Annotated in this window: 18 protein-coding genes; 9 read left to right on the forward strand and 9 right to left on the reverse strand. The window is 54.8% G+C overall.

What is annotated here, in order from left to right; all coding sequences use genetic code 11:
• Window positions 1–4: 4 nt before the first annotated feature.
• Genes AC2IBB_RS02590 through osmF form a run of 4 tightly spaced genes read right to left on the reverse strand, consistent with a single transcriptional unit; the run spans window position 5 to window position 3,901 of the window.
• Window positions 5–730 (reverse strand): ABC transporter permease, encoded by a 726-nt coding sequence (locus tag AC2IBB_RS02590; protein ID WP_486331352.1) that lies wholly within the window; start codon window positions 728–730, stop codon window positions 5–7.
• The gene (locus tag AC2IBB_RS02595) at window positions 730–1,797 is read right to left on the reverse strand and encodes an ABC transporter ATP-binding protein (protein WP_486331353.1); all 1,068 of its coding nucleotides are present in this window, start codon (window positions 1,795–1,797) and stop codon (window positions 730–732) included. Before AC2IBB_RS02595 ends, AC2IBB_RS02590 begins: the two co-directional genes overlap by 1 nt.
• Window positions 1,794–2,927, reverse strand: a complete 1,134-nt coding sequence (locus tag AC2IBB_RS02600; RefSeq protein WP_486331354.1) for an ABC transporter permease — start codon at window positions 2,925–2,927, stop codon at window positions 1,794–1,796. The genes AC2IBB_RS02595 and AC2IBB_RS02600 overlap by 4 nt, the downstream gene beginning before the upstream one ends.
• A gap of 50 nt (window positions 2,928–2,977) precedes the next feature.
• On the reverse strand, window positions 2,978–3,901 hold the full coding sequence (gene osmF / locus AC2IBB_RS02605) for a glycine betaine ABC transporter substrate-binding protein OsmF (RefSeq protein ID WP_486331355.1): 924 nt from the start codon (window positions 3,899–3,901) through the stop codon (window positions 2,978–2,980).
• 479 nt (window positions 3,902–4,380) lie between these two features.
• Between osmF and AC2IBB_RS02610 the strand changes: the two genes are divergently transcribed.
• From AC2IBB_RS02610 to AC2IBB_RS02630, 5 genes are all read left to right on the forward strand, one after another.
• Window positions 4,381–4,617 carry a hypothetical protein gene (locus AC2IBB_RS02610; RefSeq protein ID WP_486331356.1) on the forward strand — a complete coding sequence of 79 codons (237 nt, stop codon included), beginning with the start codon at window positions 4,381–4,383 and terminating at the stop codon, window positions 4,615–4,617.
• A 323-nt stretch (window positions 4,618–4,940) separates the two neighbouring features.
• Window positions 4,941–5,285, forward strand: coding sequence for a hypothetical protein (locus AC2IBB_RS02615; RefSeq protein WP_486331357.1), 345 nt, complete (start codon window positions 4,941–4,943; stop codon window positions 5,283–5,285).
• A 71-nt stretch (window positions 5,286–5,356) separates the two neighbouring features.
• Window positions 5,357–6,094 carry a PLDc N-terminal domain-containing protein gene (locus AC2IBB_RS02620; RefSeq protein WP_486331358.1) on the forward strand — a complete coding sequence of 246 codons (738 nt, stop codon included), beginning with the start codon at window positions 5,357–5,359 and terminating at the stop codon, window positions 6,092–6,094.
• Window positions 6,095–6,096: 2 nt separating this feature from the next.
• Entirely contained in the window at window positions 6,097–6,483 is a 387-nt protein-coding gene (locus tag AC2IBB_RS02625) for a 1-deoxy-D-xylulose-5-phosphate synthase (RefSeq protein ID WP_486331359.1), read from the forward strand.
• A 77-nt stretch (window positions 6,484–6,560) separates the two neighbouring features.
• Window positions 6,561–6,818 carry a hypothetical protein gene (locus AC2IBB_RS02630; RefSeq protein ID WP_486331360.1) on the forward strand — a complete coding sequence of 86 codons (258 nt, stop codon included), beginning with the start codon at window positions 6,561–6,563 and terminating at the stop codon, window positions 6,816–6,818.
• A gap of 64 nt (window positions 6,819–6,882) precedes the next feature.
• Here the strand turns inward: AC2IBB_RS02630 and rtcA are convergent, their stop codons facing one another.
• The 5 genes from rtcA to AC2IBB_RS02655 all read right to left on the reverse strand — a co-directional run bounded on the left by rtcA (window position 6,883) and on the right by AC2IBB_RS02655 (window position 13,983).
• Entirely contained in the window at window positions 6,883–7,884 is a 1,002-nt protein-coding gene (rtcA, locus tag AC2IBB_RS02635; protein ID WP_486331361.1) for an RNA 3'-terminal phosphate cyclase, read from the reverse strand.
• A 48-nt stretch (window positions 7,885–7,932) separates the two neighbouring features.
• Complete coding sequence (locus AC2IBB_RS02640; protein WP_486331362.1) at window positions 7,933–9,171, reverse strand: RtcB family protein; 1,239 nt, start codon at window positions 9,169–9,171, stop codon at window positions 7,933–7,935.
• 201 nt (window positions 9,172–9,372) lie between these two features.
• Window positions 9,373–10,962, reverse strand: coding sequence for an RNA repair transcriptional activator RtcR (gene rtcR / locus AC2IBB_RS02645; RefSeq protein WP_486331363.1), 1,590 nt, complete (start codon window positions 10,960–10,962; stop codon window positions 9,373–9,375).
• Between the two features lie 181 nt (window positions 10,963–11,143).
• Window positions 11,144–12,508, reverse strand: a complete 1,365-nt coding sequence (locus AC2IBB_RS02650) for an alanine/glycine:cation symporter family protein (RefSeq protein ID WP_486331364.1) — start codon at window positions 12,506–12,508, stop codon at window positions 11,144–11,146.
• Window positions 12,509–12,732: 224 nt separating this feature from the next.
• The gene (locus AC2IBB_RS02655; RefSeq protein ID WP_486331365.1) at window positions 12,733–13,983 is read right to left on the reverse strand and encodes a D-amino acid dehydrogenase; all 1,251 of its coding nucleotides are present in this window, start codon (window positions 13,981–13,983) and stop codon (window positions 12,733–12,735) included.
• A 585-nt stretch (window positions 13,984–14,568) separates the two neighbouring features.
• On the opposite strand from AC2IBB_RS02655, the gene AC2IBB_RS02660 reads away from it, so the two are divergent.
• From AC2IBB_RS02660 to AC2IBB_RS02675, 4 genes are all read left to right on the forward strand, one after another.
• Entirely contained in the window at window positions 14,569–15,324 is a 756-nt protein-coding gene (locus tag AC2IBB_RS02660) for a nucleotidyltransferase domain-containing protein (RefSeq protein WP_486331366.1), read from the forward strand.
• Window positions 15,325–15,470: 146 nt separating this feature from the next.
• On the forward strand, window positions 15,471–16,394 hold the full coding sequence (locus AC2IBB_RS02665; protein ID WP_486331367.1) for a GGDEF domain-containing protein: 924 nt from the start codon (window positions 15,471–15,473) through the stop codon (window positions 16,392–16,394).
• 130 nt (window positions 16,395–16,524) lie between these two features.
• Window positions 16,525–17,163 (forward strand): dioxygenase family protein, encoded by a 639-nt coding sequence (locus AC2IBB_RS02670; protein ID WP_486331368.1) that lies wholly within the window; start codon window positions 16,525–16,527, stop codon window positions 17,161–17,163.
• Between the two features lie 105 nt (window positions 17,164–17,268).
• Window positions 17,269–18,066 carry a carbon-nitrogen hydrolase family protein gene (locus AC2IBB_RS02675; protein ID WP_486331369.1) on the forward strand — a complete coding sequence of 266 codons (798 nt, stop codon included), beginning with the start codon at window positions 17,269–17,271 and terminating at the stop codon, window positions 18,064–18,066.
• The last annotated feature ends 2 nt before the right edge of the window (window positions 18,067–18,068 follow it).

The raw sequence follows: 18,068 nt of genomic DNA on the forward strand, positions 1-18,068 counted from the left end.
GGGGTCAGGCAGAGGCGCTTTCTATGCGTTCGAAGATGGAGTCCGCCGCCACTGCGAGCAAAGCCACGAGGATAGCGCCTTGCAGCACATAGGCGGTGTTCCCGTTGATCAAACCCGCCACAATGGGATCGCCGAGGGTCTTGGCCCCGATGGTGGAGCCAATGGCTGCGGTGGCGATGTTAATGGTCACTGAGGTGCGCACGCCCGCCATGATTACTTTGAAGGCTAGCGGCAGCTCCACCTTCCATAACACTTGCGTCGGGGACATGCCCATTCCGCGAGCGGCCTCCAGCACCGCGCCGGAGACGCCTTCAAGGCCAGCAATCGTATTACGCACCACTGGCAGCAAACCATACAGCGTCAGGGCTACTACTGTGGGCGCACCGCCAAAGCCCGTCATTGGAACAGCCAGCGCGAGTACCGCGACGGGAGGAAACGTTTGACCAATGGAGGCGACATTATTCACCAGGGGTAGAAAATCCCGTCCGGATTCCCGAGTCACCAGTATGCCGGAAACAACGCCAACCACCGTGGCGATCACCCCGGACAGCAACACCAGCCCGGCATGGCTTAATAACAGGCGCCAAAAGCTGTCACGGTCATAAACCACTTGTGCGGAATCAGGCTGCAGCCAGCGAAACAGCGGCTCCATGTGGGGAAACAAACTGGCGCACAGAATTAGCAGCAACGCAGGTATTAACGCTCGCCAAGGCGTCAGGGTTCGCCACATCAGGCGCAGCCTCCCACCAAGTCCGCCATACGAACCTCCGCCAATAGGACTCCGTCAGAGGATAACACCGGCAATGCCGCCACTTTGCGCCATAACATCTTGGATATCGCCAGTTTGACACTGTCTTCCGCCTGCAGGCGCATATCCGGCGTGACGTCGATTTCCCGCCAGCGATAGCTGGCGTCGCCGTTGACGGTCGCTTGCAACAGTCGCACAGGCGCCCCCGCCGCATCGACCGCCCATAGCCTGCCGGCTCCCTGACATGGCGGCGGCGCGCCCTGCGCTCGCGGCGGGTCAGATCGCATGATGTCGCGCACTTGTTTGCAGGACGCAGCTTTTAACCCCCGATCCTGGCTGCCGATGATATTTTCGACGAAGTGGTTTGCGGGGTTGTGCAGGATGTTTTCCGGGGTGTCGTACTGCACGATCTGGCCTGCGTCCATCACGACTATGCGGGTGGCGAGCTTCAGCGCTTCTTCAATATCATGGGTGACGAAAACGATGGTTTTCTTTATCTGTGACTGAATCCGCAACATTTCGTCCTGCAGATTTTCCCGGGTGATGGGGTCGAGAGCGCCGAAGGGTTCGTCCATGAGCAAAATGTCCGGGTCCGCCGCCAGCGCACGCGCGACGCCAACCCGCTGCGCCTGTCCCCCTGACAATTCATGAGGCATTTTTTCTGCGAAAATGGCGGGATCAAGTGCGAACAGCTCCAGCAACTCATTTACCCGATTCTTTATGCGCTGCTCGTCCCAATTAAGCAATCGGGGGACGACGGCGATATTCCTCGCCACACTCCAGTGGGGAAACAAGCCGATATTTTGAATAGCGTAGCCGATTCGGCGACGTAGCGCGTTGATTTCAAAGCTGGCGATTTCCTGGTTATTGATCAGGATGCGCCCTTCACTATGCTCCACTAATCGGTTGATCATTTTCAGCGTGGTGGATTTACCGCATCCTGATGTGCCCACGAGCACGCAAAAGTCGCCGCGGGCGATATCCAGAGAGAGGTTGCGCACGGCGTACTGGGCGCCGTACTGCATGGATACATTGTCCAATCTGATCATGGGGCGTCTCGAGTGGTGGCGGCCAAGAATGCAAACAGAGCGTCAGCGATCAGCGCGAATAAGATAGTGGGAATAGCGCCTAACAGCACCAGATCCATCGCCGCCTGACCCAGGCCCTGAAAGATGAAAGTTCCCATCCCCCCGGCGCCGATTAACGCAGCGACGGCGGTCAGGCCGATGGTTTGCACAGTCATGATGCGCAGACCTTCCAAAATGACTGGCGCGGCCAGGGGCAGGCGCACCTGCAGGAAAACCTGGCTTTCATTCATGCCCATCCCGCGGGCGGCCTCCAGAACCGGTTCAGGGGTTCCGGTGAGAGCGACGTAAGCGTTACGGGTCATGGGTAGTAAACTGTAGCCAATCAGGGCGATCAACGCCGGGGTGAAGCCGATCCCCTGAACGCCGATAGCGCGCAGCCACCCAAACTCGTTGGCGAGGTAACTCAGAGGTGCGATCAGTAGGCCAAAAAGCGCCAGGCTGGGAATCGTCTGCACCACGCTAAGCACGCCAAACAACCCCCGTCGGGCCTTTTCTGAGCGCGTCGCCCAGATGGCGAGCGCCATGCCCATCAGCGCGCTGGGCAGCATTGACCAGAACACGAGGTTGAAATGCGCGCCCATCTCCGTCACAAACTGGCGTTGTCTGACATGAAACTCCTGCGCCAGCGACAGCTTTTCCAATGCGCCATAGTGATAGGCGGTGACTATGGTCCCACTTACGATGATGACGCTGGCGAGTTTCAACCAGACGCCAGCCTGTAACTTGTGACAGGCTTCGATTATGGTCAGCGCCATAAAAAAGCCGGCGAGCCAGAAACCGCCGCCCAGCGCTGCGCGACCATGGCGCAATTCTTCGGTTGCCCGCTCCAGCCCGAATACGCCAGCCATCACTGGTAATAAGGCGACGATCGCTGTCGCCGTCAGCATTATGGCGAGATAGGACTTACGGGTGGGGCGCCAGGATAAGAAGGCGATAATGAGCGCTCCGCCAAGAACTGGGAAGCTCCACGGCAGGGAGAGCGCATCCAGCAACACAACGCCTTTCCCGGGAAGGATGCGATTTGGTTGAAAGGATGCGAAATCAAGCAACAACAGCGTGACAATCGTCAAGGCGGACATGGAAAACGTCACAGGGTTTGCGCCAGTCAGCGCGCTGTTGTTCCTCGTCGGGAGTGTGTGGGTCAGAGCAGTCCGGCGGATTGTAGAAACTCCCGGGCGACTTCTTTGGGGTCCAGGCCATTTACGGCGACATCGGCGTTGAGGCGCTGTAGTGTGGTCAAGTCGAGCTTTTGAAATATGGCGTCAATCATTGGACCGATGTCTGGATTGGCTTTCAACACTTCGCCACGGATCACCGCTGCGGGTTCATAAACAGGCTGCACGTTACGCGGGTCCTGCAACACCACCATATCCAGAGCGCTCAGGCCGCCATCAGTCCCATACGCCATTGCCGCATTGACGCCGTTGGTGCGCAGGGCGGCGGCGCGTATAGTCGCGGCGGTATTGCCGCCGGACAATACCAGCAGCTGATCGGCGGTCAGCTCAAAGCCATAGGCTTTCTGAAAGGCGGGCAGCGCGAATTCAGACTCGACGAACTCCGCACTGGCGGCGAGTTTGACCTCTCCGCCGTCCTTCAGGAAGCGGGAAAAATCATCCAAAGTCGCTAACTTTTCCTCGCGCGCCAGATCGCCACGCACGCTGATCGCCCAGGTGTTGTTGGCGTCAGCCGGATGCAGCCAGACAAGGTTGTTGGCGGTCAGGTCTTTTTCTTTTGCAGTGGCGTACGCCTGATCGGGGTCTTTCCATACAGGGCTGTCCGCCATGTCGAAGAAGAATGCCGCATTGCCCGTGTATTCCGGATAAATATCAACTTGGCCATTGATCAACGCGGTGCGGACAATTTTGGTGGCGCCTAACTGGATGCGATCTTCTACTTCATAGCCGGCTTTTTCCAGCTTCAGCAGAATCATATTGCCGAGCACGGAGCCTTCCGTGTCGATTTTTGAGGCGACGACTATTTTATCTTTCGCCGCTGCGCCGGTAGCGATGGACAAGCCCAATACGAGGGCGGCGGCAAGTCGTCCAAGTCTGCTCTTGCGATTCACGATAGGTCTCCTGTCGGTCAGGTCGGTCGTTCAATCAGGGAAACGGGATGAGTTTTTTTATTTGGTTTTTTACGTCCACTTTTTCCTGCCGGGAGGCAGAAGTGTCCCCTATGGCGCGTCGTGATTCAACCTTGGATCGCACTGGCGGAATCGAATACATGACTTGTGAGACGTGCTATGCGAAAACCGAAATAGTCAATATAACTGGTTGACACAGCGCAACTAAATGAAGTTTTATACGCCTTCAGCACACGCAATACGCGAGGGAAAGCCACATGATGACTCAATCTACTCATCAAAAAAGAGCCAAGGATCTGCGATCTACTAAGGGTTGCTCCTTAGCTTTCCGTGTGCTGACGAACCACTAAATTAAATCTATCAGCCGCGGAACTCATCGCGGCTGGTTGGATAAGTTCCTGTTGTACCCATAAAATCCCTTCCTCCCCGATGTGTTCCCGGCGTATACCGAGGAATGCACAATGAAAAAGTTTTTCGTTCGTTTAAATGCTACTGCACGTCGTATTCTGGTTGGTAAGCCGCGTATTGATGGCTTATATGGTATGAGCGACCACTTGCTGAGAGATATCGGAATGGAGCGTATCAGCGGCAGAGATCTGCAACCAATGGTGAAGCCTGAAGTAGCTGTCGAACAGAAGCGCGCCGCCCGGGAACGGGTGGAGGCGCCTCTTCCGATACCTGAATTGACGAAGATATAGACCACCGCGCCGCAGCCAGACAGGTTGCGGCGCTATCTATATAGTTTTGCCTTTATCTCTGTGCGTAGTTTGAGCCTCCCGCCCGACTTTTCCTTCTTCCTCTCTCTGAAACGTCTTTTACATCCGTTTTTACTGGTCTTGTTCACTATTAATGAACGACGTCACATACCGCACGCTGTAATTTTGAAGTAATTACGAACTCTTTTATTAAATATCGGTTAGAATGCGCGGAAATTTTTCGCCCCCCATTTCAGGGAGAACGCCGGTCAACCGCATTTCTTGCTAACGGCGTTTATAGGATTTAGATATCAAAGCGTTGGCTTATGCAAAAACTCACTTCATTTTTGTTCGCCTTTCTGGCGTGCGCCGGAATTCTCGTGCAGGCGTTTGTGTCCTGGTATTGGATAAATACGGATGCGCCGAAGCAATTTTTAGAATTTTTCACCTCCCTCTACGGCGCTGCGCCCACATGGTCCGAATGGGCGTTTGCGCTTAAGCAAAGCTCCTGGTGGCTTCCTCTGCTGTGCGCCATGCTGTTGATCTTCGCCATGATGAAAAGGCCCGCGCAAAGATTGCTGGGCATGGCGGCGGGAGTATCCGTTTTGGTTGCAGGCGGCTTGGTTTACGCCATGTATCCCCTGCATCTGATGTTGCAATCGCCGGTTTAGGTTGTCGTTTATTCGAAGCCCGCCGTCAGAGCAATTCTATTTACCTGATGTTATAGAGTAAGAAGTTAGAAATGCCTATTTTCGCCTTATCCATTATTTTTCAAATCGCCCTTGTGGTGCATATTGTTAAGACAGGCCGCAGTACAACCTGGATCTGGATTGTGGTTATGCTGCCTTTTGCTGGCTCTGTCGCCTATTTGCTGGTGGAAGTGCTGCCGGAACTGGCGGGAAGCCGCACGGGTAGAAACGCCCAACGCAAAATGCAGTCGATCGTGAATCCCGATAAGGCGGTTAAACAGGCGGCGTTTAACTACTCTGTAACGGATAGCGTGGAAACTTCCATGCGATTGGCGGAAGAGTGGCTGGCGAAGGGCATGTTTGGTGAAGCCAAGGCGATGTATGAGAAGTCCCTGAAGGGGATACATCAGAATGATCCTCACATCATGTATGGCCTCGCCAGGGCGGAATTTGGTCTGAACAACTTTGGCGCAGTCCGTACCGTGATGGACGACCTGATCCGGCACAACCCGGATTTCAGAAACGCGGAAGCCCATCTTCTGTACGCCCGCGCGTTGACGGAACTCAACGAGCCCTCCGCGGCGCAACATGAGTTTCAATCGCTGGAAGCCTACTACCCTGGCCCTGAAGCCAGTTATTGGTTCGGTATGTTCCTGAAAGCCCAAGGCAGGGAAAGAGAGTCGCAGGAGCAGTTCAAGAAGATTCTGGAAAAAGCGAAGATCTCCGGCAGACATTACCACTCATACCACAAAAAGTGGCTCAAGCTGGCCAAGCAGGAATTTACGGGGTGACCATGAGATCTGAGTTGGATAGGCGAATTGAATACCAAAAGCTGAGATTGGATCAGAACAACATACCGCCGCAGGAGATGAGAGAGGCGCGATCCAGAATCATGTATATCGAAGACAAATCTCTTGGTCTTGAAGGCTCGGCCCGCATTGGACGTGTTTATTTTTCCAAGAGTGGGAAGACGCTCTACTACCGTGGAAAAACGTTTCAAAGCCTTAAAGGACGGGGCTACAAATCAAATTTTTATGATATTGAAAGCGGTGACGAATATTGGATTTCCGGCCCAAGAAAGGACCGTAATGACCGCTTGTATGGCGGCAATGACGGAGTAGTGGTGGATGAGGACATTGCGCAGGAATACTTTGCGTACGTGAGTAGCGCTAATAAGTGATTGAGTTTTCAGAACATAATCGGAGCGCGCAAGTTCTGGCCCTACATTATGCGCGCATTTTGGAGGATGATTACGTAGTGGCGGTCATGTCTTCGCTGGCTGAGGTCGCCACGTCTGAGGAGGCCTTACGGGTGGCTGCCTGCTTTTGGGAGATGACTGATCTGGCGGTTGCAGACGATAATGCGGAGCGCACTGTCGACGGCATCGACGATCTGCAATTCTGGATGTATAAGCTGTTTAATCAGGTTTATGGCTATCTAACCAAAGCGGGCTTTATTGATGAATGGAAGCAGGCGTCCCGAGAGCAATATCAAGAAGGCTCTTATCAAGAGTAAGCGGCAATCAAAATAAGGAGAGGCGCGTTTCCTCTCCATTAGCTCCCGTTACTTAACCGCTTCATCAGTCCATCCACATGAGGGCGCCGTCACATTCTATTTTGCGTGACGTGAACAGTTCGATCACTTCCGCATTGGTCTCCGCGTGCAAAGACCACTCTGAGATGGAAAACCCGCCGCCACCCGCTATCAGCATTGGCAGCATCATTTGATCGGTTAGATGCTCATCCAACACCGCCTTGCTGTCCAAGTAGGACTTCACTTTCTGGCTGAGCAGCTTGGACACCAACTCCGCCCGTCGGCGCACCTGACCCAGTTCGGAAATACAGATACGGTGGCCGTCGAATTGCAGGTCCACCGCCAGCAGGTTGCCGGCGCAGCCCGCTTCCGGCTTGCGCTGCCGTGACTCATGCACCGGGTGTTCACGGAAGGATAAGTACGCCTGTACTTCCCGCTCGCCAACCTTGCCGGGAACGTTATAGCAATAGGCGGTCAGGCGGCTGTGACTCAGCTCGCCCCGCTTAACGCGTTCAATCGGTCTTAGCGCCGCAGGGTGTATACGAATACGCCATTTGCCGCCGCCAGCAGGCATGAAGCCCCAGCGCTCTGCTTCTATTTCGATACGGGCGCCCATGTCCCGCAGCAGCGGTAGAAAGGAGCGCTCAATTTCCGTAAGAGGCGGTGCGAACGGGTTATGGGTGCCGCCGCCGAATTCGACAGTGGAAACCCCTTCCGCTTGTAACAGAGGCAATAATATCGTCTGGAACACCAGCGTCGTGCTGCCTGCGCTGCCTACATCGAACTTGTAATCGCCGCCTTTTATCGGGCCGGGTTTGAACGTCAAGCGGGAGGAACCCAGTTCGGCCCCATCCACTTTCGCGCCGCATATCGCCTGGGCGGCCTTAACACAGGTCAGATGCTGGCGCATCAGCCCGGGTTTGGGGCGCTTGCCGCGTATATGATTTATTTCTATTTCTTTGCCGTACAGCATGGCCAGGGTCAGGGAAGATCTCAGAATCTGCCCTCCGCCTTCGCCCATGCGTCCGTCTATCACAACTTTTTCCATACTTGTTACCGTACTACTAATCTCGCCGGCGGGACCGGGCGCCCGTCTTCAGCCTTTTACGCACACGACCTGTCTCAGGGTATGCACCACTTCAACCAGATCGGACTGGGCCGCCATTACCGCGTCGATGTCTTTGTAAGCGGAAGGCGTTTCGTCCACGACCGCCGCGTCTTTTCGGCATTCCACGTGCGCTGTGGCGCGGGCATGCTCTTCCACGGATACACGCTTTTTCGCCTCGGTGCGGGACATCACTCTTCCTGCGCCGTGGCTACAGCTACAGAAGCTTTCCGCGTTGCCTTTTCCGCGTACGATATAGGAGCGGGCTCCCATGCTGCCTGGGATAATACCCAACTGGCCTTCCTGTGCGCTTACTGCGCCTTTTCGGGTCAACCACACATTTTTCCCGTAGTGGTTTTCCTTCTGCACATAGTTATGGTGACAGTTCACAGCTTCCAGCTCGGCGATAACCGGTTTGTTCAAGGTAGTCGCCAGGGCGCTCAGCGCCCGTTGCATCATCGCCTGGCGATTGATGCGCGCGAAGTCCTGCGCCCAGCCAACGGCTTGTACATAGTCGTTGAAGTAATCGGTTCCTTCCGCCAGATACGCCAGATCTTTATCCGGCAGGTTCACGAAGAAACGCTCCATTTCCTTCTTCGCCAGCTTGATGAAATGCTCGCCGATACGATTCCCAACGCCGCGGGAACCGGAGTGCAGCATAATCCATACGTCGTTGTTCTCATCCAGGCATACTTCGACGAAGTGGTTACCCGTTCCCAGGGTTCCCAGATGGTTCACGTTGTTGGTGTTTTTCAGTACCGGATGTTTCTCGCACAGGATTTTGAAGCGATCCGCCAGCTCATGAGTCCAGCGGGCTCCTACATCTTCAGGGATATCATGCCAGGAACCCCGATCGCGGCGTCCTGGTTGACGACCATGGGGGATCGCGGCTTCTATTGCGCTACGCAGCGGACCCAAAGAATCCGGCAATTGCGTAGCGTGCACGTCGGTTTTCACCGCCATCATTCCGCAACCGATATCCACTCCCACCGCCGCGGGAATAATAGCGCCGGAAGTGGGAATAACAGAGCCGATGGTCGCGCCTTTACCTAAATGTACATCCGGCATCGCCGCCACCCACTTATGAATGAAGGGCAGAGACGCAATGTTCTTCAATTGCTTACGCGCTTCTGGCTCAAATGGAACGCCGTTGGTCCAGCTTTTGATTGGAACGCCTTTTTCTACGTTAGTAATTTCATAAGGCATTTTGGGTTTTGTGTTTTGCATCATTCTCAAACCTTTTTGGTGGGACTTGTATGTCCCGGAGCAACTGTATTGGGGGAGACGCCTTTCAGCAGGTACATCTCGATGCCTTTACTATTACAAAACACGGGCCAACTTTTTTTATACGTTTAAATATATGAAAAATAAGAAATAATAGAGATTTATAGAAAATGGTTGTTTAATAAATATATCTATTTAGATATGAATTTATGTTTTTAGATTGTCGAATTCCAGATCAAACTTGCTCAGATACTGCCGTAAACGATGGGAGTCGTTACTGGAGCTTTTACGTAATCGAGAGCGATTGAAGAGCTGACGTCCCGCTTCCGACAATGAGCGACTGTCACGGCAGAGCGCAATCACGCTGCGTAATTGATATTGGTCGAAGGCGTCAATTTCCGCCACTTGTTCAGAGGACAGGTAGTCCTCCAGCAACGGCAGGGTCTCGTGTGCGCTGTTGCGCCGCCAGAACCGCAGTAGGCGCTCACACTCCTCATCCACCAGCACTTCGTTGATGCGGCCTCCTTCAGATAGCGTCGCCATACGTTGTACGCAGGCGTTCAGGTCGCGGAAGTTGCCTTGCCATAAGGAATCCGGTTGTTGGGCGAAGTTTAGAAATTTCGCACGTGCGGCTTTGTTGAAGCTGACCTTATGACCTAACTGTAGCTCAGCTTTTTGTAGCTCATAGTCCAGGTTGGGTTCTATGTCTTCGCGACGGTCTTTTAATCCGGGCAGTTCATAACTCCACAAATTGATTCGGGCCAGCAGGTCCTCCCGGAAACTGCCGTTATCAACCTGTTTCTGCAAGTCACGGTTGGTGCCGGCGATTAACTGGAAATCACTGTGTGCAGGATTATCGGAGCCCACGGGGTAGAAACGTTTCTCTTCTATGGCGTGGAGCAACATCGCCTGCTCATCCAGGCCGAGTTCGCCGACTTCATCCAGAAAAAGCAGTCCTTGATCGGCTTTGGCGAGCAGGCCCTTGCGTGTGGTTTGCGCGCCGGTGAATGCGCCTTTGTTATGGCCGAACAGGGCTGACATGGCGCTGTCTCCACGTAAGGTGGCGCAGTTCACTGATACAAATTCGCCTTTGACGGAACCCCGGATTTTCTTCAGCTCAAAAATCCTGCCGGCGAGTTGGGACTTGCCCGCCCCGGTGGGACCGGTGATCAGTATCGGCGCTTGTGAGCGGATCGCTACCCGCTCGATCTGCTGGATCATGGCGTTGAAACGGGCGTTGCGGGTGGCGATGCCTGACTTAAGAAATTCCGTCCCTTCCAATTGCTGGCGTTTGAAACGTGAGCTGATGGCGTCGTATTTGGAGAGGTCGAGATCAATCAGGTGATATTTCCCGGCTGCGACGCGTTCGCCCCGGTCTGGAGACGTCTGCAAAATCTGCGCGGGAATGTAATTCGCCTCACACAATAGAAACCAGCATATCTGAGCGACGTGGGTGCCGGTAGTGATGTGCAGCAGATAGCGCTCCTCATCCGGCTTGAATGGGTAGTTTTCGGTGAAATCCAGCAAGGTGCTGTATACCTGTTCAAAATCCCAGGGGTCGTTAAAGTTGATTTGGTGCAGGCTTACGGTTGTATCTGGCGAAACCGTTTCGATATCTGCGCCCACATTATTGGCCAGACGCGAATCCCTGGCGTCATGGAGCAACTCGATGCGATCAATCAGCAGGTCTTGCTGCATAAAAATGCCGACGGTTGGTCGCCACACGTCCCAACGGGCGGGACCTTTGCCGCGTTTATCCATGGTGGTGCCTAGCAGGCCGATTACTACGTTTTTCATGTGATCATTTTCGATAAATGGCTACAGACAGAGATCATATTCACCGAAGGCATGGAAGAAGGCAACTTGATAGCTGGAGCGTTTGTTTGAAAGGGGCGAGAGAGGGAGGAAAAGTATGGGTGGGCTATGGGGGGATGAAAAAAAGGCCGCGCGAAGGCGGCCACAGGGGTTTACGTGACCATTAAGATCTGACTGCCGCCAGTTTGACGTTGGCGAAGTGTTCGTTGGTCAACTTGACCAGAATGGGAGACAACAATAACAGCGATAACAGGTTGGGAATGGCCATAAAGGCGTTGAAGACATCTCCGACCAGCCAGACGAATTCCAGTTGCGCCAGAGCGCCGATCATGACGCAGAGGGTGCTCAGCAGGCGGTAAGGAATAATCGCAGCGGAGCCCATCAGGTACTCCCAGCATTTTTCGCCGTAATAGGCCCAGCCAAGAATGGTGGTGAAGGCGAAAACGATCAGCTGAATCGCCAGCAGGTATTCGCCAAACCCTGGCATCGCCGCCGCAAATGCGCTGGCGGTCAGCGCTGCTCCGGACACGCCGCTATCCCAGACGCCACTGGCGATCAGCGCCAGGCCGGTCAGGGTGCAGACGATAATGGTATCGATAAAGGTGCCCATCATCCCGATAAGACCAGAGGTCACAGGGTCCGATGTTTTTCCCGCTGCTTGCGCGATGCCTGCGGTGCCAAGGCCTGCCTCGTTGGAGAAGATGCCGCGGGCCACACCGTAGCGAATCGCCATCATCACGGCGGCTCCTGCGAATCCGCCGCTGGCGGCGGTAGGGGAGAAGGCGTGGGTGAAAATCAGGTCGAAGGCGTCAGGGATACGGTCTGAGAAAGTGAACAGAATATAGAAGGCGCAGAGAATGTAGGAGACGCACATGGTGGGCACCAAGGCTTGAGCTACGGCGCCGATGCGTTTGATGCCGCCAAGCAGGACGAAGCCAATCAGTACGGTCATCACCACGCCGGAGGCGGCGGCGGGAATGCCAAAGGAGGTGTTCATCACTTCCGCAATGCTGTTGGACTGCACCATGTTGCCGGCGCCGAACCCCGCCAGACCGCCGAATAATGCAAAGGCCCCGCCCAGCCAGGCCCATTTGGCCCCCAGGCCGTTTTTGATGGCGTACATGGGGCCGCCAACATATTCGCCGTTCTCGTCTTTTTCACGAAAGCGCACCGCCAGCACGACTTCCGCATACTTGGTCGCCATGCCCACCAGAGCGGTGGCCCACATCCAGAACAGGGCGCCAGGACCGCCGAGAGCCAGCGCCGTCGCGACGCCGGCGATGTTTCCGGTGCCTACTGTCGCAGCCAGAGCTGTCATCAGTGCGGCGAAAGGACTGATTTCCCCCGGGTCGCGGGTATCCGGCTTACGACCTCTCCATACCAGTTGCAGGCCCAGCTTGAGCGTAAATAGGGGCATGAACTTCAAACGTAATTGCAAAAACAGCCCTACGCCCAGAATAAGAATGAGCATGGGGGGACCCCATACGAAATCATTCAGGTCGGATACCAGCTTATGAATAGTTTCCAAGGGATTTTCTCCTCTCTTTATTTATCAGGCGGCGCTGTGGAGGGCGCTGCGCTGCTTCCCATACGTTTTTTGAAAGACGCGGCGCTGCGCCGGGTCACAGCTCCCGGCGCGCGCCAGACACAGGATACGGATCAAGCGTGCGTCCAATGGTTCGCCGTTCATTGAGAACGGCGGCGAAGCGGAGCTCCATCCGCCAGCGACGGTCCCTCAAATAGCAGTGATTATCAGTAGCGGTCTATTCCCAATCCCTCAGTGTCAATCTCAGGTTGACGTCCGGATACGATATCCGCCATGACGCGTCCCGTTCCCGCCGCCATGGTCCAGCCCAAAGTGCCGTGGCCGCTGGCGACATAAAGTTTATTAATAGGCGTCGCCCCAACGATGGGGGTTCCATCTGGAGTCATGGGACGCAGCCCTGTCCAGAATTCGGCTTCGCCATTAGCGTAACCCGTGCCGAACAGGTCGTCCGCCACAAACTCCAGCGTGTTCTTTCTTGCCTGATGCAGGCGCAGGTCGTGACCCGCCAGCTCCGCTGTTCCGCCGACCCGGATACGGTCGCCCAGGCGGGTGACGGCGACTTTGTAGGTTTCGTCCAGCAGCGTCGACTCTGGAGCCCGGTTTGGATTTTTGACCGGCAGGGTAATCGAATAACCTTTCACTGGAATGATGGGCGCTCTGAGCCCCAAAGGCTTCAATAGCAGAGGGGTATAGCTGCCAAGGGCGACGATATAGGCGTCCGCCTGCAGCGCGCCTTGATCCGTTTGTACGGACAGGATCGCATCGCCGCTCTTCTCCAGCCCATGGATGGTAACGCCCTGTTTAAAAACGACGCCTTTTTCTTCCGCCAGTGCGGCTAAGGCTTGTGTGAATTTGAAGCAGTCCCCGGTTTCATCGCCAGGTAAACGCAGCCCGCCGCTGATTTTGTCTCTGACAGTGGCGAGTCCTGGTTCGTACTTGATGCAGCCATCGCGATCCAGCAGTTCATAAGGAACGCCAAAGGACTCCAGAATACGGGTGTCCGCCAGTGCGGCGTCGACTTGTTGCTGCTTGCGGAACAGTTGAATCGTGCCGAGACTGCGTTCATCGTAACTGACGCCGGTCTCGACACGCAGTTGTTTGAGTACGTCGCGGCTGTATTCGGCCAGTCGCAACATGCGTGATTTATTCTGGTGGTAGCGGTGAGCGTTGGCGTTAGCAAGGAACTGCGCTGTCCAGCGCCATAGATCTGGATTCAGGGTGGGGCGGATAACCAGAGGGCGATGCTTCATACACAGCCATTTTATCGCCTTCAAAGCAATTCCCGGGGCGGCCCAGGGCGCAGAGCATCCGGGTGAGATTTCTCCAGCGTTACCGTAACTGGTTTCCAATGCAGGAGCGGATTGTCGGTCGACAACAGTTACTTCATGGCCCAGCTGAGCCAGATGATATGCGGTGGAAACGCCGATGACGCCGCTGCCCAGGATAATTACACGCATTTATTGTCCTTGTTGTCTCTGCTTTGACTTCGCCGCGCGGCTCGCTGGACGCGCAGGCTGCGCCATTAAATAACAACCGTATATAAATCTGCATAAGTAATTCCCATAGTTGTGCATGGAGAATTTGGCGTTTAGACCGTCGAATTGAGTAATTAATATTCTGATCTAAAAAGATAACTAGCTATTCTCTTTGATAATGAATTCTGACTTTGGTATGGCAGACCTTATCTGCTTAGCCTGTAATGACATCCCTTTAAATGCTTTTAAAACAAAGAGATAAAAGAATTCTCACCGCCCTTAAAAATGTTGGCGCGATCTTTGTTTTATGAGGGGCTAGAAGAAAGGGCGCGAAGGCGAAAAGGCGAGCCGCCGGCAAACGATTAAGGCAGCCGGTGAAGGGTAATACCGATACCATTTGGCGTATTGACGAAATTTGAGGATGCAGGTCCGGGCTCGTTGCGGGGTTCGCGACTGGCGCGCGTTACAGGTCAATACCGCTTCGGGGTAATGCCGGAAGTTTTGGTTATTGTGGGTTCGAGTCCCACCGCGTCCACCATATTAGAAGTAACAACAGGAGTGGCGACAATGGAAAAGCGGATACAGGAAACTCTGGAGAGGGTCGAGTGGGAGCACGATGTCAAAGTACTCTACGCTTGCGAATCAGGCAGTCGGGCCTGGGGATTCGCTTCCCAGGACAGTGACTATGACGTTAGATTTATCTACCAGCGCTCACTGTCCCATTATTTATCGTTAGGCAAACGGCGAGATGTGATAGAACTTCCCATTGTGGATGAGCTGGACGTCAACGGATGGGATATCAGCAAGGCGTTGATACTGTTGCGTAGCGGTTCGGCTACGCTGCAGGAATGGCTTCACTCGCCGATTGTGTACAGTCGGGATGTGGTGTTTCTAGCGCAGATGCAGTACTTGGCGTCGCTTTCCGCGCGCCCTGTTACATTGTTTCACCACTATCTTTCTATGGCGCGCAAGGAGCGTGAGCTGTTGGCGGCGGGAGAAGTGAACGCCAAACGCTATGCGTATATGCTGCGAACGTTGCTGGCGGCCATGTGGGTGGCGGAGCATCGAACGCCTCCGCCAGTGCGTTTTTATGAATTGAAGGCGCACATGCTGGGCGGCGGTCCGATAGTGACGGAGGTGGATGCATTGCTGGAGCGCAAGGCGATGGGAAATGAGAAGGAAGTCATCAAACCTGTCACGACGATAGACTGTTTTGCGGATGCGCAGTTTAAGGCGTTGGAGGCAGTACGTTTTGAGCCTCTGGAAAAACTCGATCTGGATGTCATGGATCGCTTTTTCCAGCAAATGCTCAACGCAGCTTAACCCTTTTCAATCAAGGCCGGAGCTTTCCGGTCTTTCCCTTTTCCGACAGCGCTCTGATTGCGAACATTGGCGCAACGCGCATATCAGCTATACTTTCATCAGAATTCTCTTTAAATCTGAGCCATTTAGCAGTTGAGAACCGGTGGGTGCAAACAGATAGCAATAACAAGAGGCAACTCAACAAGCTCGTGGTGGGAGGCGTCTTCCTGGCGTTGGCGATTCTGACTGCATTGGCGTATTGGTATCATCGGCGCTCAGCGGAGATTGAATGGCTGGGGCTCAATCCAGAGCCTGATGCGCAAACGCTGGCCTCTCCGTCGCAATCGTTGGGGCTGCCGCCTGACCTGTTTACCTCGGAGCCGCAGCATCGCACTATTGAGGGCGATGTTGTCTATGTTACGCCTATGCCGGGCGGGCAATTCTGGCTGGTGCGGCGCAATGCCGCATCCACTTTCACTCTGACGGCGATTCTGCGCACGATTCCCGTACTGCTTTTACTGGTCAGCCTTGTCGTGCTCACTTACTACATTTGGACAAACCGTATTTTCGCGGAGCGAGTGAAGGAACTGATCATGTATGATCCGGTCACCAAAGTACTGAACTGGCGATTTGCGGAAGAGCGGTGTACGCAAATGGTGAAGCACTGTCGTCGCTATAAGGAGGAATTCAGTTTTCTGGTGCTTGATGGCGACCACTTTATCTGGATTAACGACAATTTCGGGCCGGAAGCCGGGGACGAAGCACTGATTTTCCTGGCGGAAACCATCAAGAACGTCATTCGCGAGGTGGATATCCTAGGCCGCTACGGCGGTGAGAAGTTTGTCATTGGCCTTCCCTCCACGGACCTCAACGGCGCCGTGGTGGTCGCTGAGCGCATCCGACAACTGTTCGAGCAGTGCAAGCCCACCAGCTACGATGTTCGCTACAGCGTCAGTATTGGCTGCGCCCAGCTGATTCGTAATGAAGATCTGCATGACACCATTAAGCGAGCCACCCACGCCCTGTATCGGGCCATCAAGGGCGGCCGCAACCGCGTCGCCGCCTCCAAGAACCACGAAGCCGCCGCCTGACGGCGATTTGTTTTGTCCATCCTTTCGCATTTGCGCGTCAGCGCGAACTATACTTTCACTAACTGCTGGTTGCACGGATAAGACGGCTTTACCTTACTTGCCTTTCACATGCGGCCATGGAGGATGTCTCATGAACGCCGGGACTGCGCTGTACAGACGCGTTTTTCTCAAATTATTAGTGGGAGCGACATTGTGGCCCTGGCGTGGAGCGCGCGCGGATAATCTTGAAAACGGCGCTTGCGGCGTCACGCAGGCGGCGACGGAAGGTCCCTTTTACGTGCGCAACGCGAGAGAAACCGCCTATATCAATTACCGCAATCTTCCTGGTCGCTTGATGCGAGTGGAGGGGAAAGTATTCGGAGGCCCGCTGGGCGACCTTCCTTTACCGGAAGCGCGCGTAGAGATCTGGCACGCTGATGGCGATGGCCGTTACCACCCTGCTAGCGACGGCGACGTCAGTGAGTATTCTCTGGATGCAGTGAACCTGCGTGGGGTCGGCTATACCGACGCCACAGGCGGCTATACGTTTCACAGTATTGTTCCAGGAACTTATGGCGGTCGCCGCAGGCACATCCATTGGAAGTTCAGCGCGCCGGGATATCGTGCGTTGACGACGCAGAGTTACTGGCGAGAGGACCAGAACAGCGCGCAGGCGTTCACGGATGTCGTTGACCGTGATACGGACCGCTGTCGCTGGCTGGATTTCTCCCTTGACCGGAAAGGCATTCAGGTCGGCGTCTTTAATGTTGTTTTAAAACCGTTGCAGTAGCATCCGCAGTTGATTACACCGCCAAGCTGTACACAGCTCGTGGCGCGCCCGGACGCGCGCCGACGGGTTTATAAAAAGGACGTACGCATACAAAAGGATTGATATATGAAAATTGCATTGGCATCCCCGCCTATTCCGAAGTCTGTCGATAATGCGCTGCAGTGGGTAGACCGTCTTGTCACTGAGGCGACATTGTCGAAAGTGGACCTGATCTGTTTCCCCGAGGCCTATGTGCCGGGAATTCGAGGCATGGATTTCAAAGTTGAACACTGCTCGCCGAGAAAAATGCAGTCGGCGCTGGATCGCATCTGCGACCTGGCGCGTAAAACCTCTATCAACATCATTCTTCCTATGGAGTGGCCGACCCCGGAAGGGCGACGCAATGTCGCCTTTGTCGTGGATCGTCGTGGCGTGCTGCTGGGACGGCAAACGAAAAATCATCTTGAGCAGGGGGAAGAGGCGTATTTCACGCCGGGCTCACGACGCCAGTTGTTTGAAGCGGATGGGGTGAAATTCGGCATCGTGATCAGTCACGAAGGCTGGCGCTGTCCAGAAACCGTGCGCTGGGCGGCCAGCCGCGGCGCCAAGATAGTTTTTCATCCACATTTCTCGGGCAGTCATTTCAAAGGGGTGAAGCTGACGCAATGGGGAAAGCTGGAAAACCCGTTTTACGAGCGGGCGATGCAATGTCGCGCCATCGAAAACACGGTGTTCTTCGCCAGCGTCAACTACGCCATGGACTACCAGGGCTCGGCTACGACGTTGATTGCGCCTGACGGCGCATGCGTGGCCTATCAGCCCTACGCGGAAGTCGGGGCGTTGGTGTCCTGTATCGACGTCAGGGACGCCACCGGCGTTAACGCCCGGCGCTACGCCCCTGAACGGGATTTGGAGGAGGCCTGAAG

This window comes from Hahella sp. NS-SX17 (assembly GCF_057367735.1).